This window comes from Actinomadura sp. 7K534 (genome assembly GCF_004348575.1).
Taxonomy (GTDB): domain Bacteria; phylum Actinomycetota; class Actinomycetes; order Streptosporangiales; family Streptosporangiaceae; genus Spirillospora; species Spirillospora livida.
In genome coordinates, this window is the sequence record NZ_SMKB01000110.1 from 1 (window position 1) to 23,498 (window position 23,498).

A 23,498-nucleotide genomic window follows, 5' to 3' on the forward strand; every position below is an offset into this window, starting at 1 on the left:
CTGGTTCAGGCGACGTGATTGTGGTGATCAACCCGTCTACCAGGGGTCTCTCTACGTCATGCCCCAACCGGCGCATCGCGATCATGCTGTGACCAGCAGCCCGCCGCCACAGGATGAAATGGGCTCATTGGAACCTTTACCCCGGAGACCTCGACATTGACCGGCGCGGTCTTGGCTCCTTCGGCGGGCCCCTGACCGGTGTCCATCGCCGATGCCTGCGGAGTGGTCGCCGTCGAAGAACCCTGGGCGCCGGCCGGCGCCCTGGTGGAATCCCACATCACCGGCGACGGCGCATCGAACACCCCCATCCCCGCCGACGTCTTGGCGATCAGCACCCCGCTGTCCGGCTCCTGCGTCACCGAAAGCCCCGCAGCCGACAATGGCAACGCCAACTCAGCCAGCCGCGGATCCTTGGCCGCCTCGGCGGTCTTGACCACCACGGTGTGCGCAAACCCGTCCGCCTCGGCCCGCAACAGCAAATCAACGTCCGCGCCCAGCACACCCTCGTAGGTAGCGGTATCCCCATCCAGAGTCGGCTCGGGAAGCGGCTGCGGCCACGTCAACGCCAACTTGCGCCCAGCCCGCGTCATCTGCACCATCGGGCCACTGCCCCCGCCAGAGAACTTCAGCGCGACCGTGGTCACAGCTGGCACGACATCAGCGCCCGAGCGACGCAAGCCGGTATCGATTTCCGCCCATCCCCCGTCCTGGCGAGCGCGTACTGGCCGGATACGCTGCTCCACCTCCATCCGCCCATCCGGCAGCGCCCGCACCGTGCGGCTCTCACCCCGCCCGGCCAACACCTCCACCGGCTCACCCGACTGCCGAGCCGCCTTAAGCGCCTGCTCCTCGGTCGCCGCCGCCTTGGGCAGCTGTTCATCAGCACGCGCCACCGGCGCCACGGCCAGGCTCGGAACCTGCAGCAATGCGGCGGCCATCAAGACCGAAAAAGCGCCCGCCGACCAGGCTGAACGCCGCAATAGCAACGACCCAAACCCGGGCGTACGACGACGCACAGCAATGACGGCACGACGGCCCATAAAAACCCCAAGGGCATAAGGGGCGGATAAATCTCCCTTAAGGTAAACAGCTAGTTAGCTTTCGTAAAGATGTCAGATGATCTTCGTTTTGTGATCCATATCACTGCCACTTCTTGTAGTCCGACATCACCTCATGAGCGTCACGCCTGACTCGAGATCAGATGTTCATGACAATCAGCCACGCCTTGCTTACACAGGGCGGCCATCCAAGCGCGGAGAGGTCGGTCCACTACACCTGGTAGTCACCGGGGTGTAAGTATCTGGAGGGATCGACCGCCGCCCGCGGCAACATGCGCAAATGCAGCCCAAGCTTGGGAGTTACAGCGACTTCTCTCGGCGGCATCATGAGCCGGTATCGGGAGTGCCTGAAAGTCTCGGAAAAGCGCTGATCAGCCTTCAGTTCAGGTGAAGCGGTCACCGTCTTGCAAACAACAGCGCATTGAGCGAGGCCTCCATCCAGGGTTTGCCGGTTACGTTGAGCTGCTTTTTGTGCGGGGGTGCGGATGTCCCAGGTAAAGCACTGGAGCGCGCCCTGCTCGGCGGGGAAACGCCCACGTCGGCGGGCGACCAGGCGGAGCCGGGCGTTGAGGCTCGCGATCGGTTGGTGGTGTAGATGACCTCACGGATCTGCGATAAAACTCCGGGAACGACACGAACGTCGACCGGGAGTCCCGCTACAGCCGGGGTGATCGTCGGATAGCGGTCGTCCAGTCGGTTTCGCGAACCCGCAACCCGCTGTTCGGACGCCACGCACTGCTGGATGGTGACTCTGGCCAGTTCTCCTCGGCCGCCTCCGACAGATGGATCAGCACCGCCTGCCGACCGGGGTGTCGGCAAGCCACCGCTCGTAGCACCGGCTTCCGGCAAGAACCCCGAACCGTGCCCTATCGGACCAGCCCTTCACGGAATATGTGCCAGAGCCAGGATTCGCCCATCGTTTACAGTCTCCGAGTTCGCAGTCGTCGGCCCGGACAGGGAACCTCGAGACCGCGTGCGCCGATGTCAACGGCCACGCAGCCCATGACCGTCATCACGGTTCTCGGTCGAGCGTAAGCAGCTGAACGGGATGCGCTCGACCGAGAACGCTGTCACCGAGCGGGCCAACGAGGTTCTCAAGACGGCCAGTGCAGCTTCCGCCACCGAACTCGGCCGGCCAGGACGACGCGGTCACGATGATCGACCGTCTGGGTGACCGCTTCGGGAATCCACGAAGCCTACGAATCTGAGGGCGGTGGCTCCCCTGCTGGCTCCCGAGCCTGCGAAGCGGTCATCGGGCACGCGCGAGGTTGTGCCGTGGATGACGCTCTGACCTGCGGAAACTTGGGGTGGGCGATACTGGGTTCGAACCAGTGACCTCTTCGGTGTGAACGAAGCGCTCTCCCACTGAGCTAATCGCCCGGGCGGGCCCGGGGCCCGACGTCGGAAACTCTAGCGCATGTTGGGGGTTGCGCGTGCATCGTCGGGGTCAGGTCCAGAAGGCGGGGTCCTCTATGTGCCAGGGGACCTTGAGGCCGTAGATGGCGAGGTAGGCGGTCGCGGCGGCGGCCACGAGGATGGTGGTCACCGTGCCGAGGATGAGGTTGCGGCGGCGCCGGCGGGGGTCGAAGGCCTGTTCCTTGGCGCGGTCGGCGGCGGCCTTGGCGCGGTGGAGGGCGCGCTGGGCCCAGGCGAACTCGGTGGACAGGATCGCCAGGCCGACGACGATGCCGACGAGGCCGGGGCCGGGGGTGACCATCATGATCAGGCCGCCGATGAGGACGGCGGAGCCGATGGTGAAGACGCCCGCGCGCCAGGCTGTGTTCAGGAGGGGGTTGCGCCGGATCCGCTCGCGGAACCTGTGGTGACGCCCCCGCGCCTCCGGACGGGCTTCTTTTTCCTGTTTGATCGTCACGGTTTTACCCCAAGCCAGTGGATCGGCCGCCCGGGACGTTAGATTACCGTGCCGATCCTCCCACGTGACGGTGGCACCGTGCGGGAAAGATCCGCTTTTGCGCAGGTCAGAGGGCCGCTTTGCTACGGTGAGATGGATCACAGTCGCCGGGGACGCAGGAATGTTCGGCCGAGATCAGGCAGTTAGGCGTCATAGATCGCGGGGATGTCCGGGTACAGGGAGAAGCACCACCGGCCTCCCCGCGAGGCAGCGGGACCGACGTTAGAGGGAATGGCCATGAACAGCAGCACCACCGTCTCAGCAGAGCTGGGCCTTCGTCTCGTCGTCCCCGACCGCACGACCGTGCCCCTGCTCGCCGGGCTGGAGTACGCGGCCGACGACCCGTACGCGATCCGCATGGCGTTCTACGTGGGCGATGACGAGCCGGTGGAGTGGATCTTCGCTCGGGAGCTCCTGACGGTCGGCATCGTGCGCAGGGTCGGGGAGGGCGACGTGGAGGTCTGGCCCGGCGCCGACGACGGCACGCTCCACATCGCGCTCTCGTCCCCGTTCGGGGACGCGTTGTTCGAGGTGCCGCTGCCGGCGCTGGCGGACTTCCTGCACCGGACCTACCAGGCGGTGCCCGCGGGTGAGGAGACCGAGTTCATCGACATCGACGCCGAGCTGGAGAACCTGCTCTGGCCATCGTAGGTCACTCGGTCAGCCGCGCGATGTGGCGCATCTTGTTCGTCGCGTCCAGGGCGGCGACCTTGTAGGACTCGGCCAGGGTGGGGTAGTTGAAGACCGCGTTGACCAGGTAGTCGACGGTGCCGCCGCAGCCCATGACCGTCTGCCCGATGTGGACGAGCTCGGTGGCGCCCGTGCCGAAGACGTGGACGCCCAGGAGGCGGCGGTCGTCGGGTGAGACGAGGAGCTTCAGCATCCCGTAGGAGTCGCCGATGATCTGGCCGCGGGCGAGTTCGCGGTAGCGGGAGACGCCCACCTCGAAGGGGATCTTGGCCTCGGTGAGCGCGTCCTCGGTGAGGCCCACGAAGCTGATCTCGGGGATCGTGTAGATGCCGATGGGCTGGGTCTCGTGCATCGCCGACACGGGCTCGCCGCAGGCGTGGTGGGCGGCGAGGCGGCCCTGCTCCATGGACGTCGCGGCGAGGGACGGGAAGCCGATCACGTCGCCGACGGCGTAGATGTGCGGGACCTCGGTGCGGAAGTCGGCGTCCACCTTGATGCGCCCGCGGTGGTCGGCGGACAGGCCGGCGGCGTCCAGGCACAGGTCGTCGGTCATGCCGTGCCGGCCGGCTGAGTACATGACGGTGTCGGCGGGAATGCGCTTGCCGCTCTCCAGGACGGTGATCGTGCCCTTGGGCATCCGCTCGACGGACGCGACGCTCTCCCGGAACCGGAACGTGACGGCCAGGTCGCGCAGGTGGTACTTAAGGGCCTCCACGATCTCCAGGTCGCAGAAGTCGAGCATGCGCTCCCGGCGCTCCACGACGGTGACCTTGGTGCCGAGGGCGGCGAACATCGAGGCGTACTCGATGCCGATGACGCCGGCGCCGACGACGACCATCGTCTCGGGGATGCGGTCCATGTTGATGATGCCGTCGGAGTCGACGATCGTCCGGTCGTCGAAGTCGACGGTGTCGGGGCGGGCCGGCCGGGTGCCGGTGGCGATCACGATGCGCTCCGCGGTGACCTTGTGCTCGCGGTCGCCGGCACTGGTGATCCCGACGGTGTTCGGCTCGAGGAACCGGCCGCGGCCGGGCAGCACCGTGACGCGGTTGCGGGCGAGCTGGCTGCGGACGGTGTCGATCTCGCGGCCGATGACGTGCTGGGTCCGCATGCCGAGGTCGGCGACCGTGATGTCGTCCTTGACCCGGTAGCTCTGGCCGTACAGCTCGCGCTGGTTCAGGCCGGTCAGGTAGAGGACGGCCTCGCGGAGGGTCTTGGACGGGATCGTCCCGGTGTTGATGCAGACGCCGCCGAGCATGTCGCGGCGGTCGACGATGGCGACCTTGCGGCCCAGCTTGGCGGCGGCGATGGCCGCGCGCTGCCCGCCGGGGCCCGAGCCGAGGACGAGAAGATCGAAGTCGTTCACGTGCCCAGTCTGACGGGACCGGCACCGTCCAGATAAGGCCTTGCGGGGATAAATCCCCGTTTGATCAGCGGGTCAGCCCCTCGGCGAGCGTCTCCAGGCCGGCCTTGACGCGGTCGAGCCCCATGCCGCGCGTGCGCCGCTGGTGGAGGAACAGGTTCGCCGCGAGGGGCGCGAGGAGGGCGTCGGCGAGGTAGGCGGTGTCGGCGTCGGGGCGGATCTGGCCGAGGAGCATCGCCACGTGCCGGTGGTAGAGCCGGTACGAGCCGTCCCTGAAGCGGGCCTCGGGCGGGTCGGACTCGGCCATCAGCAGCAGGTCCGCCTGCTCCTCGGTGCGGTCGGCGAGGGCGCGCAGGAAGGCGCGGAGGCGGTCGCGGGGGTCGGCGCCGGGGCCGAGCGGCGGCGGGCCCTTGATGAAGGCGCTCTGGAACTCGCGCTCGCGGTCGTCGATCACGGCGTAGACGAGCCGGGCCCGGTCGCCGAACCGCCGGTAGACGGTGCCGACGCCCACGCCGGCGGCGCGGGCGACCTCGTCCATGGTGACGGCCTCGGGGCCGCGGGCGGCGATCATCTCGGCGGCGGCGCGCAGGATGCGGCGGCGGTTGTGCGCGGCGTCGGCGCGCTCGGCCGGGGGACGGCCCGCGACCGGCAGTTCCCGCATCCCGCCCCCTCTCGGCACGGCGGCCCAGCCTATCGGAGTTGTATCCGGAGCACTCTCCGGATAATCTCCGACATAAGTGGAAAATTCTCCGGTTAACTGGGAGTCGGGATGACGCTTCAATCGACGGCGGGCGCGCCCGCCGCGGACCGCGGCGCGCTCACGGGCCGCGCCGCGCTGGTCACCGGCGGCGGGCGCGGCATCGGCGCGGAGATCGCGCTGACGCTCGCCCGGGACGGCGCCGACGTGGCCGTCACCTACGTGCGGGCCGCGGACCGGGCCGCCGAGGTCGTCCGCGGCGTCGAGGCGGCGGGCGGCCGCGGTCTCGCGATCGCCGCGGACGCCGCCGACCCCGCGGCCGTCGCCGCCGCGGTGGACCGGGCGGCCGCCGCGTTCGGGCGCCTCGACATCCTGGTCAACAACGCCGGGATCGCCCCGTTCGGGCCGCTTGAAGAGGTGGGGGCCGAGGAACTGGACCGGACGCTGGCGATCCACGTCCGGGCGGCGTTCGTCGCGGCGCAGGCCGCGGCCCGCCACTTCGGGCCGGGCGGGCGCGTGGTCAACATCGGCAGCAGCCTCGCCGAGCGCGTCCCCTACCCCGGGTGGACGCTGTACGCGATGAGCAAGGCCGCGCTGAGCGGGCTCACCCGGGGGCTGGCCCGCGACCTCGGCCCGCGCGGGATCACCGTGAACGTGGTGCAGCCGGGCCCGACCGACACCGAGATGAACCCGGCCGACGGCGCGGACGCGGAGTTCGAGCGCGGGTTCACCGCGCTGGGGCGGTACGGGCACCCCGGGGAGGTCGCGGCGATCGTGGCGCATCTGGCGGGTCCGGGAGGCGACTACGTGACCGGTGCGTCGATCCCGGTCGACGGGGGATACACCGCGTGATGGCCTGGATATACCTGCTGGTCGCCTCGCTGATGGAGATGGTGTGGGCGACGGCCCTGAAGCAGTCGGACGGGTTCACGAGGCTCTGGCCCACCGTTATCGGGCTGACGGTGGCGCTGCTGAGCGTCGTCATCCTGACGCTCTCGCTGCGCGAGCTGCCGATCGGCACGGCCTACGCGGTGTTCACCGGCCTGGGCGCCCTCGGCGTCGCGGTGGTGGGCATCCTCGCGCTGAACGAGAGCACGTCGCCGACCCGTCTGCTATGCCTGGCGCTCATCCTCGTCGGCGTGGTCGGGCTCCAGCTCGGGGAGAACTGAGACCGCGCCACCAGGCCCTGGTTGGGGCAGAGTAGGGGCATGACCAAGGAGATGCTGGGGATCGACATCGGCGGTTCGGGGATCAAAGGTGCCCCGGTTGACCTTTCGGACGGTTCGTTCGTCCAGGAGCGCTACCGGGTCGCCACGCCGCGGCCGGCCAAGCCGAAGGCGGTCGCGAAGGTCGTCGCCGAGGTCGTGAAGCATTTCGGGTGGGACGGCCCCGTCGGCGTCACCTATCCCGGGGTGGTGGTGGACGGCGTGACGATGTCGGCGGCGAACGTGTCCAAGCACTGGATCGGGCGGGACGCGGCGTCGCTGCTCGCCGACGCCACCGGCCGGGAGGTCACCCTGCTCAACGACGCCGACGCGGCGGGGCTGGCGGAGATGCGGCTCGGCCGGGGCCGCGGCCGGGGCGGCACCGTGCTCCTGCTGACGCTCGGGACGGGGATCGGCAGCGCGCTGTTCACCGATGGCGTCCTCGTGCCGAACACCGAGTTCGGGCACATCGAGATCGACGGGGAGGACGCCGAGCTGCGCGCGTCGGCGAAGGCCCGCGACGAGGAGGAGCTCGGCTGGGCGGAGTGGGCCGGGCGGCTCAGCACGTACATGGCCCGGCTGGAGGCGCTGCTCTCCCCGTCGCTGATCATCGTGAGCGGCGGGGTGAGCAAGCGGTCCGAGCGCTTCCTCCCGCTGATCGAGGGCGTGCGGGCGGAGATCGTCGCGGCGCGGCTCGTGAACCACGCGGGCATCGTGGGCGCCGCGATGGCGGCGGCCGACGCGCAGAAGGCCGCCCGCCGGAAGCGCTAGGACGTTTTCAGCCGTACGGTCGCGATCTCCCAGGGGCGCAGGGCCAGGGAGACCGTGCCGTCCTGCACGTCGAGCGGTTCGCCGGGGCGTCCGCGCAGGTCGGCGCGGGCCGCCTCGGTGAACGGGCCGCGCAGGACGGCCGTGGCCGGCTCGTCCCGCAGGGCGACGACTCTGGTCTCGATCCAGCCGTCGCGGGCGCGCAGGGACGTCATGGCGACGCCGTCGCCGGTGATCGCGATGCCCTCCCGGGACGGCGGCGCGGCCGCGGCGGCGTGCCCGTATCCGGTGGCGGTGAGCAGGTCGTGCCGGTACGCCTCGGCGGCCCGCAGGACGGCGGGGCCGGGCCGTTCGCCGGCGTAGGGCATGACCGCGAACGCGGCCGTGCGCTCGCCGCGGCACTGGGCCCGCGGCGTCGGCAGCTGCGGCCCGGCGGGCTGGTCGCGGTAGGCGTTGCGGTCCCGCGACAGGTAGCCGACGGACCGCAGCAGCGTCAGCGCCATCTCGCGCCCGCCGCCGACGACCTCGTACTCGGTGACGTGCTCCAGCAGGACCGCGAGCCCGCCCGCGGCTGCGAACGCCGACGCCGGGAACGTCGGGACGGGACGCTCCCCGAACCCGCCCTCCGCCGTAAGCCCCCGCTCAGTGACGGCGAACTGCCCCTCGGCGAACGACGTGGCGGCCCGGCGCGGCAGCGGCAGGTGCAGCCGGACGCGGTGGTCCTCGCAGCGGTTGTCGAACGTGACGCGCAGCCGCAGGAACGGTTCGCCGGCGCGGAGCTCGGCGCGGGTGGTGACGGTGACGTCCTCCTCGGCCGCGGACCGGGCATCGGCCTCCGCGTCCCCGGACGCGGGCCACCGGTACGTCCGGACGATGTCGCACGCGGCGACGAGGGGACCGCTCCAGACGGGCCGCACGGCCACCGAGAGGGGGTCTTCGACGAGGCGGTCGGCGGCGGGCGGGGCGTGGTTGTAGGTGTCGCCGAGGTCGCCGCCGTCCACGATCCGCCCGATGCCTTCGACGGCCTCGCCGGACCGGGTGCGCACCCGGAGCGTCCCGTCGGCGTTCACCTCGGCGCGCAGAAGGCCGTTGTCCAGGACGTTCCCCTCCGCGGCCACCGGGGCGTCCGGGGAGGCGCCCGCCGGGGGGACGGGCCGGACGGCGGCCAGGCCCAGCGCGGGCACGTTTACCAGCGCGGCGACGGTGCGGCGCGGGTCGGCCAGGATCCGGACGCGCCAGTCCCCGTCCGCGCCGCGCAGCGCCTCCCGCACCGCGCCGAGGTCGAACGGCACGGTGGAGCGGGCCGTCACGCGGAAGGTGAGCGTCCGGTCCTCCTTGGACACCGTCCAGTCGCGGATCTCCTGCCCGAACAGCACCCTCCCGTAGACCCGCTCCAGCAGGACCGGCAGGCGGGACGCCGGGTGGACGGCGTCGTCCAGCACGGTCGGCGCGACCTCAAGGGTCTGCACGGGCACCGGGCGGCCGTCGCCGGTCACCAGGCCGGGCTCGCCGTCCGCCGGGACGTCCAGCGTGACCAGGCCGGTGCGCGGGGCCGGGGTCGGGTTGAACACGAGATGCGAGCCGAGCGGCACCGCGGCGGCGCGCTCGGCGGTGACGAGGTCGCAGACGGCGCGTCCGAGCTGCTCCGCCTCCGCCATCCGGGCCGCGACCTGCTCGGCGGTCTCGTCGCTGCCGCAGCCGGTGACCGAGTCGTGGCAGCTCACCTCGATCAGCCGCCGCCACGCCAGGTCGAGGAACCGGCGCGCGTCCCCCGCGTACCAGAGCGCGGCCAGCGGCTCGGCGTACCGCTCGACCAGCCGCTCGGCGCGGCCCATCGCGTCCTTGAGGTGGACGCGCGCGGAGATCACGCCGGGCAGGATGTTCGCCCGCGCGTGCGACCGCAGCTCACCGCGGACGCGCGGCAGGCCGGCCACGGACGGGTCCAGCGCCGCGAAGTAGCCGGCGAGGGTCTCCATGCGCATGCCCGGGGCCTCGGCGATCCGATCGGCGAGGTCGGGGGCGGGCGCGGTGTGGTCGGCGCCGTACATGGCCAGCAGCGGGCCGCCGCGCGGATACCAGCGGCCCATCGACTCCGCGAACCCCGCGACGCGGCCGGGCAGCGCCGGCGCGGCGCCGCCCGGGAACTCCTCGAACATCGACGCGGCGTTTCCGTAGCCGCCCTCGGGGAGGTACTGGGTGCGGACCGCCGTCCCGTCCGGGGCCTCCCACGCGAACGCGCCGGCCCGGACCTCGCCGGGGACGCCGCGCCACACGCACGCGTGCTCGATGCCGGCGCCCCGGAGGATCTGCGGCGTCTGCGCGCAGTGCCCGAACTGGTCGGGCAGGTAGCCGACCATCATCACCGCGCCCATCTCCTCGGCACGGCGCATCCCCGTCTCCAGGTTCCGGACGATGTTCTCCCCCGAGCACAGGAACTCGTCGTGGAGGATCTGCCAGGGGCCGACGGCGAGCCGCCCCTCCCGGACGAGCGCCTCGAGCCGCTCGCGCCGTTCGGGACGGATCTCCAGGTAGTCGTCGACCGCCGCCATCTGCCCGTCCAGCGTGAAGCGCCAGCGCCGGTCGGCCTCCATGCCGCCGATGACGCCGTCGAGCAGCGACACCAGCCGGAGCCGGAAGCGCTGGAACGGCAGGTACCACTCGCGGTCCCAGTGGGTGTGGGGAACGACGACGATCTCCGGGGCCCGTTCCGCGTTCACCGGCACAGCGCGATCACCTCGTTCTCGTGGCTCACCGTGTACCGGCTACGTGCCCCACGGGACGAGGCGCGGAAACATCCCCGTCAGGGGTCCATCAGCTCGGCGGAGCGGGCCGCGAACGCCTCCATCGCCTTCGCGGTGACCGGGCCCGGCGCGGCCGGGAGGACCGTTCCGTCCACGGCCCGGATCGGCTGGACGTCCCGCGTCGTGGACGTCAGGAACGCCTCGTCGGCCCGGTACAGGTCGTCGAGCGCGAGGTCCTCCTCCTCGCCGCCGAACCACTCCAGGGTCAGCGCGCGGGTCACCCCGGCGAGGCAGCCCGACGACAGCGGCGGCGTGACCAGCCGCCCGCCGAGGACGACGAAGATGTTGCTGCCCGTTCCCTCGCACAGGTTCCCGGCGAGGTTGCCGAAGATCGCCTCGCCGCCGCCGCGCTCCTTCGCGTAGGCGAGGGCCAGCGCGTTCTCCGCGTACGAGGTGGTCTTGAGGCCGGACAGCGCGCCCCGCTCGTTGCGCGGCCACGGCACCACCGTCACGTCCGCCGCCGGGGGGAACGGGTCCTGCGGTCCCGCGATGATCGACAGGGTCGGCCCGGCGTCGCCGCGGTTCGAGCCGAGCGGGCCGGGGCCGCTGGTGTAGGTGATCCGGATGCGGGCGAGCGGCCACTTCGGCGCCGCCGCCAGCACCTCCAGGGTCCCCTGGGCCACCGTGTCGTGGTCGGGTTCGGGCAGGCCGAGGCCGGCCGCCGAACGGGCCAGCCGCCGCAGGTGCCGGGTCAGCGCGAACGGCTCCCCGTTCGTCGCCTTCACCGTCTCGAAGATCCCGTCGCCGACGAGCATGCCGTGGTCGAAGACCGACACCACCGCCCGCTCGGGTTCGAGCAGTTCCCCGTTCAGCCAGATCCTGGCCTGGTCCGTCACCGGAAGCCACCTCCCTGCCGGGCCGCCTCCGGCCCGGTTACGTTGCCGCTCGCCGGGCGGCTCGAACGCGCCCGTGCGATGCCGGGGCCGATGCCGGCCGGCCTCCGTCAGGTGCGGCGGGAGTCCGCGTCGACCCGGCCGTACGGCCCCACAGTACGGTCCTCAGGGGACGGGTTCGAGTTCTTCGGGCAGGTTCACGCCAGCACGCAGCCGAACGAGTCCGCGAGCCCCCGGTGCCCCGCCTCGGTCACCGCGAGCGCCCGGCGCGTCGTCCCGCGCTCGAACCAGCCCAGTTCGATCATCCGCCCGGTGAGCGCGGCCCCCAGCGCGCCGTTCAGGTGCGGGCGCCGCTCCGTCCAGTCGAGGCACTGCCACGCGAACCGCCGCCGCGCCCCGCGCAGCGCCGCCAGGTCGAGGCCGAGCGCGGTCAGCCGCTCCTCCCCCTTCGCGGTCACCTCGTACGCGTCCGGCCCGGCCGGCTCGATGAGGCCCCCGCCGACCAGCGCCGCGAAGAGCGCCACCCCCGCCTCGCCGGCCAGGTGGTCGTAGCAGGTCCGCGCCGCGCGCAGCCGCCGCGCGTCCCGCGACTGCCGCAGGCTGCGCACCTCCACCGGCGGGCTGATCCGCGACAGCGCCTCGATGGCCTGCGCGACGTCCCTCCCCCGCAGCCGGTAGTACCGGTGCCGCCCCTGCCGGACGACCGCGACGAGGCCGCCGTCCAGCAGCCGCCCCAGATGCGCGCTCGCCGTCTGCGGGCTCACCCCCGCCGCCCGCGCCAGCTCCCCCGCGGCCAGCGGACGTCCGTCCAGCAGCGCCGTCAGCATCGCCGCGCGCGCCCGGTCGCCCAGCAGGGCCGCGACCGGCGCGATGTCCACAACCCGGGCCTGCTCCATAAGGCCGACCCTAGGCGCCCCATCCTTCGACCGCCGTCGAAGGATCCGGCACGCCCCGCCGGAAACCGGTTTGGGGAACCGCCGCGGACGCGCTAAGGTTTTCCCGTCGCCGCAGGGCGCACGCGGAAGTGGCTCAGGGGTAGAGCATCACCTTGCCAAGGTGAGGGTCGCGGGTTCAAATCCCGTCTTCCGCTCTGAGGGGCCTTTCAGGCTGTGAACCAGAAGGTCTCCTTCTGGTGGAGTGGCCGAGAGGCGAGGCAACGGCCTGCAAAGCCGTGTACACGGGTTCAAATCCCGTCTCCACCTCAACGACGGGCCTCCCCCGAGGCCGCGTACGGGCGATTAGCTCAGTGGGAGAGCGCTACCTTGACACGGTAGAGGCCACTGGTTCAATCCCAGTATCGCCCACGTCGGAGTGGGGGAGGCATGCCCGCGGAGAGCGCGGGCCTTGCCTCCTCCTTTCTGTTTACCCGGGGGGCGACCCCCGGACCCCCGATGTGGGGGCTCCGCCCCCACGCCCCCTCCCGGTTTCGGTTTCTGCGGGCCTTGATGTCTGTGCGTGGCCGGCGTTTGGTGAACGTTCCCCTTCTGGGCTGGGCGCGTTGTGCTCCCGGTCGGCTGGCCGGTTTTAGGGCTTCGGCAATGACGGCTACGGTTGGGGTCCGACCGTCTGTGGGCATTTGTCACTTCTTGATGGTTCACTTCTGTTGATCTATTGAGAATTTGGTGGAGCGGAGCGGGCGGCTGGGGTGCCGCATTGGTGCTCTGGCTTGGTGCATTTGCCCTGCTCGTTGGGGGCGTTGGCCTGCTGGTAGCTTGGGACGGAAGCGGTCATAGTCTCACTTCTTGGGTTATCTCGAAATGGTGGGCATGGCCCTGGGTGGGCGTGCTGGACGGTGCGTCGGCCTTTCGTATCGTTCGCAGGGGGTTTGCATGTTGCAGGGCTACGCCGTTCCTCTTTCACCGAAAGGCGTCGCGAATATCGCCTCCACTCCGCCCTGGCACTACGCGGGCGATATCGTCGGCGTCGAGTTCTGGGCCGAGCCGGCGGCCGCGGAGGCCACCCTCCCGAGGGGCTGACGCCCGATCCGGACTCCTCCGGGCGTGTCGTCGCGTTCTTCGTCGACTGGCAGTTCAACGGGGAGGACGAGGAATTCGGAACCCATGGGCGATCCCTCGCCCCTGCTCGATCGCCCGACCATCAACCTGCGGCACTTCCCGGCCCTCGAACCCGGCCGGTACGACGAGCCGGCCGTCCACGAGCTGGTGATGATGGAGTACGACCAGCAGCAGGTCGCGGACGTCTGGACGGGCAGCGGCGAGATCCAGCTCTTCCAGGCGCCCGGCGAGGAACTGGCCGACCTGGCCCCCGTCCGCCCCGGCATGGGATTCCGCGCCTCCATGTCCTACAGCGTCACCGAGGTTCGGCCCCTGACCTGACCGCGCGTGCCCGGCGCTACAGGACGCGGTCGAGTTGGGCGCGCGAGGTGATGCCGAGTTTGAGGAAGACCTTGCGCAGGTGGTACTGGACCGTGCGCGCGCTGATGAACAGGCGGGTGCCAATCTCCGGGTTCGACAGCCCGTCGCGGGCCAGCCGGGCGACCTGGGCCTCCTGGGCCGTCAGCTCCCCGTGTCCGGTCGCGGTGGTCTCGCCGGTGGCGCGCAGCTCGCGTCCGGCCCGCTCGGCGAACGCGTCCATGCCCATCGCCTCCAGCATCCGGTGGGCCGTGTGCAGGTGGGAGCGCGCCTCCGCGCGGCGGCGTTCCCGGCGCAGCCACTCACCGAAGAGGAGGTGGGCGCGCGCGAGTTCCGGGCGGAGGCGGGTCCGGGCGAGACGGGCGATCGACTCGCGGTAGAGGCGTTCCGCGGTCCGGCCGCCGGCGCGGAGCGCGCGCGAACGCGCCTCGATCCCGAGCGCCCAGCCGGTGCCGCAGGCCCCGGTCATCGCGGTGATCCAGCGGATCGCCTCGTCGGCCGCCGCGTCCATGCCGCCGCGCACCGCCGCCTCGACCAGTTCGGGCGCGGCGCGGCTCGCCGGGCCCAGATGCCCGGCATCGGGGTACCGCTGGTGACCGAGGGAACGCAAGGCGGCGGCCATCGCCCCCGGATAGTCGCCGAGACCGTTCAGGAGTACCGCGTTCGCCCAATCGGCGACGGCCGCCGCGATGCCCTCGCCCCGCTGGGCGGCATCCTCGATCAGGGCGGGCGCCTCTGCGCCGCGTCCGCGCAGCGCGGCTACGCACAGGGCGGCGAAGGGTGCGGGACGGGTCCCCGTCGCCTCGGCCACCGCCCGCGCCTCCTCAGTCAGTGATGCGGCGGTGGTCAGGTCTCCGGCGAGCGCCAGTCCGCAGGCGCGGGCGTCGAGGGCGCTTGGAAGCTCGCCCAGTGCCCCGGATGCGCATGCCAGTCGTACGTATCGGCTGGTCAGCGCGTGGTAGCGCGTGTCGTCCCAGAGGTGCAGCGCCGCCTGGGACGCTGCCCAGAGCGACCGCATAGCGCCGTCGGTCGGTGAGTCGAAGGCGGCCAGGGCTCGTCGGAGGAGCGGTCCGCCCGTCGCGTGGTCGCCAGTCGCGTTCGCGGCTAGGCCCGCTAGGAGGAGGTCGGGTGCGGCGTTGGGGCGGTGCTGCGGTTGGGCCCTGGTGGCGGCCGCCCTCGCTACTTCCTGGACGTCGCCGTCTGAAGCGGCGAGGGGGCCGGTGGCCATCGCGGCGGACAGGGCGTCCAAATAGGCGGCTCGTGCGGCCTTGGCGTCGATCGGTGCGAGTCGTTCGGCGGCCCGGATCAGAGGGAGGGGAGATTCGCCGCCTCGGTCGGTTAGGTGGGCCAGGCGGGCGCGCAGCAGGTCCGCTTGTGCCCGGCCGGCCTCGCTCAGAGGTCCGGCGGTGGCCACGCGGAGCAGGTCGCGGGCCTTCTCGAAGGCCCCGGCCTGGATACCTGCGGCGGCAGCGGCGAGTGCTCGGCCGGACCGCCGGGTCGGATCGAGTGTCAACGTCGCCGCGCGTTCCAGGAAGGCCGTCTCGGCGGGGAATCCGGCGCGTGCGCGTGCCTGGCTCGCGGAACGTTCCAGATCCTCGGCGACGGTCTCGTCCGGTCCCGGGGCGGCCTGGGACCGGTGCCAGGCGCGGCGGTCCGGATCGGTCCCGGGGTCGGTGGCCTCCGCCAGCGCGTGGTGTGCCTCCCGCCGCTGCGAGGGTGACGCCGCCCCGTAGACGGCCGCGCGTATCCGGGGGTGGCGGAAGCGGACCCGGGCACCGAAGTCGGCCAGGTCCGCGGCGGTCGCGGGGGCCGCCGCCTCGGCTTCGATGCCCAGGTGCCGGGCCGCACGCCACAGCAGCGCCGTGTCGCCGGTCGGGTCGGCCGCCGCGAGCAGGAGGAGGCGCTGGCTGTCGGCCGGGAGCGTGGTGTGGCGGTGCCGGAAGTCGTTTCCGGAGTCCCTTCCGGACGGTTGGGTGCCGGGGAGCGCGAAGCCGCCCGCCAGCTCTGTGGGCGTCCGGCCCCTGGGCAGTTCCAGCAGCGCTCGGGGGTTGCCGCGTGTCTCGCCGATGATTCGGTCGAGGATCCGTGGATCCAGGGGGGCGGTCAGCGCCGTGGCCAGGAGCGTTCGCGCGTCGTCGTCCGCCAGTCCCTCGACGTACAGTTCCGGCAGGCCGGCCAGGTCGTCGTCAGGGGTCCGGCTTGCGAAGACCACGCCGACCGGTTCTCCTTCGAGGTGGCGGGCGGCGAACGCGAGGGTCCGGGACGAAGCGCGGTCGAGCCCCTGGTGGTCGTCGATCAGGCACAGCAGCGGCCGCTCCCCGGCGGCGGCGGACAGCAGGCCGAGGACGGCCAGGCCGGTGAGGAAAGGGTCCGGTGCCGTGCCGTCGCTCAAGCCGAACGCGGTCCGCAGCGCGTGACGCTGGGGCGCCGGGAGGCGTCCGAGGTGACCGAGCATGGGCGCGCACAGCTGGTGCAGCCCGGCGAACGCGAGCCCGGCCTCCGGTTCGACGCCGGCGGCCCGGGCGATCCGGCAGTCCGGCGCCCGCCCGGTGAGGTGGTCCAGCAGCGCCGTCTTGCCCACGCCCGGCTCCCCGTGCAGGACCAGCGCCCGGCTCTCCCCCGCGCGGACGTCCGTGCGCAGCCGGTCGAGCGCAGCCCGTTCCGCGCGGCGGCCCGTGAGCGTCGCCGCGTCTCCCCCGCCGATCGGCGATACCGGCACACTTCCACGCTATCCGCCCAGGCCGGCGACATGCGGGGGCCGGCTTGGGCGGCCGACTGGCCAGTGGCGGATGCGGCCGCAGGGCGCGCGGGACGAGGCTTGACGGAATCAGACGATCGGCCGCGGAAGGGGTCGCCATGGCCATCCACGTTGGTTCGCCGCCGCTGGAAGGAACGTCCAAGGCGAGGACCGTCGCCCTCACCGTCAACGGCGAGGTGGTCGAGCTGCGGATCGAGCCCAGGGTGAGCCTGCTGGACGCGCTGCGCGAGCACCTCGGCCTGACCGGCACGAAGAAGGGCTGCGACCAGGGGACCTGCGGCGCCTGCACGGTGTGGTCGGACGGGCGCCGGGTGCTGTCCTGCCTGACGCTCGCGGTCGCGAGCGAAGGCCGTGAGATCACCACGGTCGAAGGGCTTCAAGACGGCGGCGAGCTGCATCCGATGCAGTCGGCGTTCATCGCCCACGACGCGTTCCAGTGCGGCTACTGCACGCCGGGCCAGCTCATGTCCGCCGTGGCGCTGCTGGAGGAGGGCCACGCCGCGGACGACGACGAGATCGCCGAGTGGATGAGCGGCAACATCTGCCGGTGCGCCGCCTACCCGAACATCCGGGACGCCATCCGCGAGGTGCGCGACGCTCCGGGAGGTGAGTGACGATGCGTCCCTTCGCCTACGCGCGGGCGGACGACGTCGACACGGCGATCGCGACGGTCCTGGCCCGCCCGGACGGCGAGTTCCTCGCCGGGGGCACCACCGAGATCGACCTCGTGCGCCAGGACGTGCTGCGGCCCGGGCTGCTGGTCGATATCAACGACCTGCCGCTGGACCGGGTCGACGACCTCCCGGACGGGGGCGTCCGCATCGGCGGCCTGGCCCGGATGAGCGACGTGGCGGAGGCGCCCGGGGTGGCGGAGCGCTTCCCGGTCATCTCGGAGGCCCTGCTGCAGGGCGCGTCGCCGCAGCTGCGCACGATGGCCTCGATGGCCGGGAACCTGTGCCAGCGGGTGCGGTGCGGCTACTTCCGCGACGCGGTGTCGCCGTGCAACAAGCGCGACCCCGGGAGCGGCTGCGCGGCCATCACCGGGTTCCACCGCGGGCATGCCGTGCTCGGCACGAGTGACAAGTGCATCGCCACGCACCCGTCGGACGCGGCGGTCGCGCTGGTCGCGCTGGACGCCGTGGTCCGCACGCGGGGGCCGCACGGCGAGCGGGCCGTCCCGGTCGACGAGTTCTTCCTGCTCCCGGGCGACACGCCCGAGCGCGAGCATCCGCTGGAGCACGGGGAGCTGATCACCGCTATCGACGTCCCCGGGGCGGCGACGGCCCGGGGATCGTCCTACCTGAAGGTCCGCGACCGCGCGTCGTACGAGTTCGCGCTGGTCTCGGTCGCGGCCGCCATGGACGTGCGGTACCGCACCGTCGCCGACATCCGCCTCGCGCTCGGCGGGGTCGCCACCAAGCCGTGGCGGGCGCGGACCGCCGAGCGGAGCCTGCTCGGCGGCCCGGCCACGCGGGAGGCGTTCGCCGAGGCGGCCCGGCGGGAACTCGCTCCGGCCGCTCCCCTGCCGCAGAACGAGTTCAAGGTCGAGCTGGCGCAGCGGGCGATCGTCCGGGCACTGGCTGCCCTCGCGGACGTGGGCGAGGAGGGAGGAACGCGATGACCGCCGTGATCGGCAGGGAGGCCGTCCGGGTCGACGGGCGGGAGAAGGTCACCGGATCGGCGCGGTACTCGGGGGAGATCGCGCTCCCCGGCCTCGCCTACGCGGAGATCGTCGGCGCCCTCGTGGCCCGCGGCCGGATCACCTCGATCGACACGCGGGCGGCGGAGAACGCCGGCGGCGTCGCCGCGGTGCTGACGCACCGCGACCTGCCCGCGGTGAACCGCGTGCCGCTCGTCCCGTCCCTGATGGGCGGTCCGGCGCCGGGCGAGACGTTCTTCCCGATGCAGGACGACGAGGTCCACTACGCGGGCCAGCCGGTGGCGATCGTCGTCGCCGACTCCCTGGAGCAGGCGCGGTACGCCGCGTCCCTCGTGGAGGTGTCCTACGCCGGGGCGCCGTCCGTCACCACCATCGGCCAGGGCCGCGGGGACGCCTACGAGCCCGAGAAGATCTTCGGCGGGTTCATGCCCGCGCGGTCGCGGCGGGGGGACGCCCGGGACGGGCTGGCCTCGGCGGACCTCGGCGTCGACGCGACGTTCCGGTTCGCGCCCAACCACCACAACGCGCTGGAGCCCATGACCACCACGGCCGTCTGGGAGGACGACCGGCTGACCCTGTACGACTCCTGCCAGGGGATCAAGGCGGTGCAGCTGACCGTCGCGGCGCTGCTCGGCACGTCCCCGTCGCGGATCCGGGTGCTGACCCGGTACGTGGGCGGGGCGTTCGGGTCCAAGGCGATGGTCTGGCCGCACGTCACCCTCGCCGCGCTCGCCGCCCGGCACGTGCGGCGTCCCGTCCGGCTCACGGTGTCGCGCGCGCAGATGTTCACCTCGTGCGGGCATCGCGAGGAGCAGGAGCAGCGCGTCCGCCTCGGGGCGCGGAGGGACGGCGCGCTCACCGCGATCCGGCACGACAAGATCTCGGTAACCTCGCCGTTCGACGACTGGGCCGAGCCCGCCTTCGGCGTCGCCTCCCAGCTGTACGCCGCCCCCGCCTTCGAGGGCGTCCACCGCCTGGTGCGCGGCAACACGATGACGCCCACCTTCACCCGCGGGCCGGGCGAGGCGGCCGGGGTGTTCAGCCTCGAATGCGCGATGGACGAGCTCGCCGCAAGGCTCGGCATCGACCCGGTCGAGCTGCGCATGCGCAATCTCGGCGACGTCGACCCCAACACCGGCCATCCGTGGTCGAGCTCCGGGTTCGCGGAGTGCCTGCGGCGGGGCGCGGAGCGGTTCGGCTGGGACGCGCGCGACCCCCGGCCCGGCAGAGAACGCGAGGGAGACCGGCTGATCGGCACCGGGATGGCCGCCGCCGCGTACCCGGTCGCGTTCTTCATGCGCACGCAGCGGGCCAGGGCCCGCCTCTACGCCGACGGCACCGCCGTCGTGGGCACCGCCGCGCAGGAGTTCGGCACCGGCATGACCACCGTGCTGACGCAGGTCGCCGCCGACGCCCTCGGTCTCGGCCTGGACGACGTGCGGCTGGACTACGGCGACACAGACCTGCCGACCGCGGGCTCACCGGTGGGCTCGAACGGCGCGATGATGGTGAGCGCCGCCGTCCACCACGCGGCGGCGGCCGTCCGGGACCGGCTCGTCGCGCTGGCCGCGGGCGACCCCGCGTCGCCGCTGCACGGCGCGGACCCCGCCTGGATCACCGTGGACGGCGGGCGGATGGCGCTCGCGGACGACCCCGGGGCCGGCGAGAGCTACGGCGAGCTGATGGAGCGGCACCTCATGGGCGACACGGAGGCCCTCGGCACCTGGGACCCGCCGCCCCTGGACACCCCCCACGGGCTGCTCACCTTCGGGGCCCAGTTCGCCAGGGTCGCGGTCGACGCCGACCTTGGGACCGTCCGCGTGCAGCACATGGTCGGCGCGTTCGCCCCGGGCCGCGTCCTCAACCCCCGCACGGCGCGCAGCCAGCTCATGGGCGGGATGCTCTGGGGCATGAGCCAGGCGCTGCTCGAAGGCACCCACATGGACGCCGGTCTCGGCCGGTGGGCCAACGCGAGCCTCGGCGACTACCTCGTGCCGGTCAACGCGGACGCGCCTGAGGTGGACGTGGAGCTGATCGAGGTGGACGACGAGGTGACCGGCCCGCTCGGCGTCAAGGGCGTCGGGGAGATCGGGCAGGTCGGGTCGGGGGCGGCGATCGCCAACGCCGTCCACCACGCCACCGGCCACCGGGTCCACGAGCTCCCGATCACCGTCGAAGACCTCCTGCCCGCCCTGGCGTGGGAGGCGGGCCGCTAGCCGCTGGGCGGGGGCTCGTCGAAGATCAGCCAGGTGCGGGTGGAGCGGACGCCTTCGACCGCGTGGACGCGGGAGAGGACGACGTCGCGGAGTGACGCGTTGTCGGGGGTCCGTACCAGCATGACCAGGTCGACGTCCCCGCCGACGAAGGCGAGGTGCTCGACGCAGGGGACCTCGCGGAGCCGGGCCGACACCGTGCGCCAGGAGTTCTGCTCGATGTTCACCAGGACGTAGGCCGCCGTGCCGAGACCGGCGCGGACGGGGTCGAGGCGGGCGGTGAAGCCGGTGACCACCCCTTCCGCGACGAGGCGCTCCACGCGCGTGTAGGCGTTGGAGCGCGAGACGCTCACCCGCTCGGCGAGGGCGCGCATCGAGAGGCGGCCGTCGGCCTGGAGCTCGCGGATGATCGCGCGGTCGACCTCGTCGAGGGGGGCGGCCGATCGTCCGGCGGGACCCGGCGGGGGCGGGATCCCGGGCGACAGATGGTCCATGCGTGTTCCAGATTCTCGCCGAATGTCTTGGTTTTGTGCCGTCTATTGAGACTTATGGCTGATCCGGTTCATATTTCTAGCACCGATTGAGTGCGGAGGTGGGATCGGATGACGGGTCGGGTCGCGGAGCTGCTTCCCTCGGCGGAGCCCGTGCGGTTCCTGACCGACGACGGCGCGGCCGTGCGCGGGCGGCGGCCCCGGCACCCGCTGCCGGAGCCGGAGCTGCTGCGGCGGGCGTACCGGGCGATGGTGATCGGGCGGCGGTTCGACGCGCAGGCGACCGCGCTGACCAAGCAGGGGCGGCTGGCGGTGTACCCGTCCAGCCACGGGCAGGAGGCGTGCCAGGTCGGCGCGGTGCTCGCCCTTGAGGAGGGCGACTGGTTCTTCCCCACCTACCGGGAGTCGGTCGCGCTGGTGACGCGCGGCATCGACCCGGTGGAGGTGCTCGCCCTGCTGAGGGGCAGCGAGCACTGCGGCTACGACCCGGAGCGGCACCACGTGGCGCCGCAGTGCACGCCGCTCGCGACCCAGACCGTCCACGCCGCGGGGCTCGCGTACGCGGAGCGGCGCAAGGGGACGGGACGGGTCGCGCTGGTCTGCGTCGGCGACGGCGCGACCAGCGAGGGCGACTTCCACGAGGCGCTCAACTTCGCGGCCGTGTTCAAGGCGCCCGTCGTGTTCTTCGTGCAGAACAACCAGTACGCCATCTCGGTGCCGCTGGAGCGGCAGACCGCCGCGCCCTCCCTCGCGCACAAGGGGATCGGGTACGGGGTGCGCTCCGAGCGGGTCGACGGGAACGACCCGGTCGCGGTGCTGGCCGTGCTGGCGGCGGCCGTCGAGCACGCCCGGTCGGGCGAGGGACCGTTCCTGGTGGAGGCCCACACGTACCGGCTGGAGTCGCACACGAACGCCGACGACGCGTCCCGCTACCGGACGGACGCGGAGGCCGAGGAATGGCGGCGGCGCGATCCGGTCACCCGGCTGGAGCGGTATCTGCGGCGGCGCGGCCACCTCCCGGCGGCCGACATCTCCGCGTGGTACGCCGAGGCCGAGGAGTTCGCCGGGCGGCTGCGGGACCGGATGAACACCGACCCCGAACTCGCCCCGCTGGGGCTGTTCGACCACGTCTACGGCACCCCGACTCCGCAGCTGGAGGAGCAGCGGGCGCTGCTGCGGGCCGAGATCGAAGCCGAGGAGTCGCTGTCGTGACCACTATGGCGCAGGCGCTCAACACGGCGCTCCGCGAGGCCATGGACGAGGACGAGCGGGTCGTGGTCTTCGGCGAGGACGTCGGCGCGCTCGGCGGCGTCTTCCGCATCACCGACGGCCTCACCGCCAAGTTCGGCGACGACCGGTGCTTCGACACGCCGCTCGCCGAAGCGGGCATCGCCGGATTCGCCGTGGGCATGGCGATGGGCGGTTTCCGGCCGGTCATCGAGATGCAGTTCGACGCGTTCGCCTACCCCGCGTTCGAGCAGATCGCCTCGCACGTGGCGAAGATGCGCAACCGGACGCGCGGGCGGATCGGGCTGCCGATCGTCATCCGCATCCCGTACGCGGGCGGGATCGGCGGCGTCGAGCACCACTGCGATTCCAGCGAGGGCTACTACGCGCACACGCCCGGGCTGAAGGTGGTCACGCCGGCGACGGTCGAGGACGCGTACTCGCTGCTCCGGGAGGCGATCGACGACCCCGATCCGGTCGTCTTCATGGAGCCGAAGAAGCTGTACTGGTCGAAGTCGGACCTCCCGGACGGCGCCGGGCTCGCGCGCACGGAGCCGTTCGGCCGCGCCGCCGTCCGGCGTCCCGGGCGGGACGTCACGCTCGTCGCGTACGGGCCGAGCGTCCCGGTCGCGCTGGACGCCGCCGAGGCCGCCGAGGAGGAGGGCTGGGACGCGGAGGTCGTCGACCTGCGGACGATCGTCCCGTTCGACGACGCGACCGTGGCCGCGTCCGTCCGCCGGACGGGGCGCTGCGTCGTGGTCAGCGAGGCCGCCGGGTTCGCCGGGGTCGGCGCGGAGATCGCCGCCCGGGTCCAGGAGCGCTGCTTCCACAGCCTGCACGCGCCGGTGCTCCGGGTGTCCGGCCTCGACATCCCGTATCCGCCGCCGATGCTGGAGCACCACCACCTGCCGGACGTCGACCGCGTCCTCGACACGCTCGACCGCCTCCAGCGGGACGACCGGCCCGACACCCGGCACCTGGGGGGTGCGGCATGAGCGAAGCGAACCGGGGGGCGCGGGGGGTCGTCCCCCCGCAGGGAACAGGCATGAGCGAAGCGACGGTCTTCCGCCTGCCGGATCTGGGCGAGGGGCTCACCGAGGCCGAGATCATCGAGTGGAAGGTGGCGGTCGGCGACGTCGTGGCGGTCGACCAGGCCGTCGTCGAGGTCGAGACGGCCAAGGCCGCCGTCGAGGTCCCCTCCCCCGTCGCCGGGACCGTCACGAAGCTCTACGCCGAGGCCGGGGTCGTGGTCGACGTGGGCGCGCCGCTCCTCGCGCTGAACGGGGACGAGGCGGGAGCCGCCCAGGACACGGCGACGGCGCGGAGGCAGGAGCGGTACCGGGAGGAGGAGCGGGCCGGGTCCGGCAACGTCCTCGTCGGGTACGGGACGGCCACCGCCCGGCGGTCGCGGCGCGCAGCCCGGCGCGCGTCCGGGCGGGCAGTGTCGGGG

At 72.5% G+C, this 23,498-nt stretch carries 21 protein-coding genes and 4 tRNA genes; 15 read left to right on the plus strand and 10 right to left on the minus strand.

From position 1 onward, the window contains the following. Positions 1 to 56: 56 nt before the first annotated feature. The 3 genes from E1266_RS21195 to E1266_RS21205 form a co-directional block, all read right to left on the minus strand. Positions 57 to 938, minus strand: a complete 882-nt coding sequence (locus tag E1266_RS21195; protein WP_132049564.1) for a hypothetical protein — start codon at positions 936 to 938, stop codon at positions 57 to 59. Positions 939 to 2,366: 1,428 nt separating this feature from the next. Beyond that, positions 2,367 to 2,438: transfer RNA gene (locus E1266_RS21200), tRNA-Val, on the minus strand. A gap of 67 nt (positions 2,439 to 2,505) precedes the next feature. Continuing rightward, positions 2,506 to 2,931, minus strand: coding sequence for a TIGR02611 family protein (locus E1266_RS21205; RefSeq protein WP_229808335.1), 426 nt, complete (start codon positions 2,929 to 2,931; stop codon positions 2,506 to 2,508). Positions 2,932 to 3,207: 276 nt separating this feature from the next. Here E1266_RS21205 and E1266_RS21210 point away from each other — a divergent pair, with 276 nt between their 5' ends. Further along, positions 3,208 to 3,621, plus strand: a complete 414-nt coding sequence (locus tag E1266_RS21210; protein WP_132049566.1) for an SsgA family sporulation/cell division regulator — start codon at positions 3,208 to 3,210, stop codon at positions 3,619 to 3,621. A gap of 1 nt (position 3,622) precedes the next feature. Here E1266_RS21210 and sthA read toward each other — a convergent pair whose 3' ends face one another. Both sthA and E1266_RS21220 read right to left on the minus strand, forming a co-directional pair. Continuing rightward, the gene (gene sthA / locus E1266_RS21215; RefSeq protein ID WP_132049568.1) at positions 3,623 to 5,026 is read right to left on the minus strand and encodes a Si-specific NAD(P)(+) transhydrogenase; all 1,404 of its coding nucleotides are present in this window, start codon (positions 5,024 to 5,026) and stop codon (positions 3,623 to 3,625) included. Between the two features lie 64 nt (positions 5,027 to 5,090). Further along, on the minus strand, positions 5,091 to 5,684 hold the full coding sequence (locus E1266_RS21220; protein WP_132049570.1) for a TetR/AcrR family transcriptional regulator: 594 nt from the start codon (positions 5,682 to 5,684) through the stop codon (positions 5,091 to 5,093). Positions 5,685 to 5,792: 108 nt separating this feature from the next. Between E1266_RS21220 and E1266_RS21225 the strand changes: the two genes are divergently transcribed. Genes E1266_RS21225 through ppgK form a run of 3 tightly spaced genes read left to right on the plus strand, consistent with a single transcriptional unit; the run spans position 5,793 to position 7,696 of the window. Next, entirely contained in the window at positions 5,793 to 6,572 is a 780-nt protein-coding gene (locus E1266_RS21225) for an SDR family oxidoreductase (RefSeq protein ID WP_132049572.1), read from the plus strand. After that, positions 6,572 to 6,889: a multidrug efflux SMR transporter gene (locus E1266_RS21230; RefSeq protein WP_132049590.1), complete on the plus strand. Its 318-nt coding sequence runs from the start codon at positions 6,572 to 6,574 to the stop codon at positions 6,887 to 6,889. Before E1266_RS21225 ends, E1266_RS21230 begins: the two co-directional genes overlap by 1 nt. A gap of 39 nt (positions 6,890 to 6,928) precedes the next feature. Continuing rightward, positions 6,929 to 7,696, plus strand: a complete 768-nt coding sequence (ppgK, locus tag E1266_RS21235; protein WP_132049574.1) for a polyphosphate--glucose phosphotransferase — start codon at positions 6,929 to 6,931, stop codon at positions 7,694 to 7,696. On the opposite strand, the gene E1266_RS21240 is transcribed toward ppgK, so the two are convergent. The 3 genes from E1266_RS21240 to E1266_RS21250 all read right to left on the minus strand — a co-directional run bounded on the left by E1266_RS21240 (position 7,693) and on the right by E1266_RS21250 (position 12,223). Then, positions 7,693 to 10,410, minus strand: coding sequence for a glycoside hydrolase family 38 C-terminal domain-containing protein (locus E1266_RS21240; RefSeq protein WP_132049575.1), 2,718 nt, complete (start codon positions 10,408 to 10,410; stop codon positions 7,693 to 7,695). The two genes, ppgK and E1266_RS21240, sit on opposite strands and share 4 nt — an antisense overlap. Positions 10,411 to 10,493: 83 nt before the next feature. Continuing rightward, entirely contained in the window at positions 10,494 to 11,330 is an 837-nt protein-coding gene (locus tag E1266_RS21245) for an aminodeoxychorismate lyase (protein ID WP_229808339.1), read from the minus strand. Between the two features lie 194 nt (positions 11,331 to 11,524). Continuing rightward, entirely contained in the window at positions 11,525 to 12,223 is a 699-nt protein-coding gene (locus E1266_RS21250) for a winged helix-turn-helix domain-containing protein (protein WP_132049577.1), read from the minus strand. A gap of 122 nt (positions 12,224 to 12,345) precedes the next feature. On the opposite strand from E1266_RS21250, the gene E1266_RS21255 reads away from it, so the two are divergent. The 5 genes from E1266_RS21255 to E1266_RS38865 all read left to right on the plus strand — a co-directional run bounded on the left by E1266_RS21255 (position 12,346) and on the right by E1266_RS38865 (position 13,663). Further along, positions 12,346 to 12,417 (plus strand) — tRNA-Gly (locus E1266_RS21255). 41 nt (positions 12,418 to 12,458) lie between these two features. Then, a tRNA-Cys gene (locus E1266_RS21260) sits at positions 12,459 to 12,529 on the plus strand. Positions 12,530 to 12,559: 30 nt separating this feature from the next. After that, positions 12,560 to 12,631, plus strand: a tRNA-Val gene (locus E1266_RS21265). Positions 12,632 to 13,156: 525 nt separating this feature from the next. Continuing rightward, the gene (locus tag E1266_RS38860; RefSeq protein ID WP_207945802.1) at positions 13,157 to 13,303 is read left to right on the plus strand and encodes a hypothetical protein; all 147 of its coding nucleotides are present in this window, start codon (positions 13,157 to 13,159) and stop codon (positions 13,301 to 13,303) included. An 84-nt stretch (positions 13,304 to 13,387) separates the two neighbouring features. After that, positions 13,388 to 13,663, plus strand: coding sequence for an acetoacetate decarboxylase family protein (locus E1266_RS38865; RefSeq protein WP_207945804.1), 276 nt, complete (start codon positions 13,388 to 13,390; stop codon positions 13,661 to 13,663). A gap of 16 nt (positions 13,664 to 13,679) precedes the next feature. Here E1266_RS38865 and E1266_RS21275 read toward each other — a convergent pair whose 3' ends face one another. Continuing rightward, positions 13,680 to 16,418 carry a LuxR family transcriptional regulator gene (locus E1266_RS21275; RefSeq protein WP_132049578.1) on the minus strand — a complete coding sequence of 913 codons (2,739 nt, stop codon included), beginning with the start codon at positions 16,416 to 16,418 and terminating at the stop codon, positions 13,680 to 13,682. Between the two features lie 137 nt (positions 16,419 to 16,555). Here E1266_RS21275 and E1266_RS21280 point away from each other — a divergent pair, with 137 nt between their 5' ends. From E1266_RS21280 to E1266_RS21290, 3 genes are read left to right on the plus strand one after another with little or no spacing between them, the layout of a single operon-like run. Beyond that, positions 16,556 to 17,071, plus strand: coding sequence for a (2Fe-2S)-binding protein (locus E1266_RS21280; RefSeq protein ID WP_132049580.1), 516 nt, complete (start codon positions 16,556 to 16,558; stop codon positions 17,069 to 17,071). A 2-nt stretch (positions 17,072 to 17,073) separates the two neighbouring features. Continuing rightward, positions 17,074 to 18,078 (plus strand): xanthine dehydrogenase family protein subunit M, encoded by a 1,005-nt coding sequence (locus tag E1266_RS21285; protein WP_132049594.1) that lies wholly within the window; start codon positions 17,074 to 17,076, stop codon positions 18,076 to 18,078. Further along, on the plus strand, positions 18,075 to 20,333 hold the full coding sequence (locus E1266_RS21290; protein WP_132049582.1) for a xanthine dehydrogenase family protein molybdopterin-binding subunit: 2,259 nt from the start codon (positions 18,075 to 18,077) through the stop codon (positions 20,331 to 20,333). The genes E1266_RS21285 and E1266_RS21290 overlap by 4 nt, the downstream gene beginning before the upstream one ends. On the opposite strand, the gene E1266_RS21295 is transcribed toward E1266_RS21290, so the two are convergent. Then, positions 20,330 to 20,824 (minus strand): Lrp/AsnC family transcriptional regulator, encoded by a 495-nt coding sequence (locus E1266_RS21295; protein ID WP_132049584.1) that lies wholly within the window; start codon positions 20,822 to 20,824, stop codon positions 20,330 to 20,332. The two genes, E1266_RS21290 and E1266_RS21295, sit on opposite strands and share 4 nt — an antisense overlap. 108 nt (positions 20,825 to 20,932) lie before the next feature. On the opposite strand from E1266_RS21295, the gene pdhA reads away from it, so the two are divergent. The 3 genes from pdhA to E1266_RS21310 all read left to right on the plus strand — a co-directional run. Then, the gene (gene pdhA, locus E1266_RS21300; protein ID WP_132049586.1) at positions 20,933 to 22,033 is read left to right on the plus strand and encodes a pyruvate dehydrogenase (acetyl-transferring) E1 component subunit alpha; all 1,101 of its coding nucleotides are present in this window, start codon (positions 20,933 to 20,935) and stop codon (positions 22,031 to 22,033) included. A 5-nt stretch (positions 22,034 to 22,038) separates the two neighbouring features. After that, positions 22,039 to 23,043 (plus strand): alpha-ketoacid dehydrogenase subunit beta, encoded by a 1,005-nt coding sequence (locus E1266_RS21305; RefSeq protein ID WP_132049596.1) that lies wholly within the window; start codon positions 22,039 to 22,041, stop codon positions 23,041 to 23,043. 50 nt (positions 23,044 to 23,093) lie between these two features. Beyond that, on the plus strand, positions 23,094 to 23,498 hold a 405-nt coding region (locus tag E1266_RS21310), incomplete at its 3' end, for a biotin/lipoyl-containing protein (RefSeq protein ID WP_347876736.1).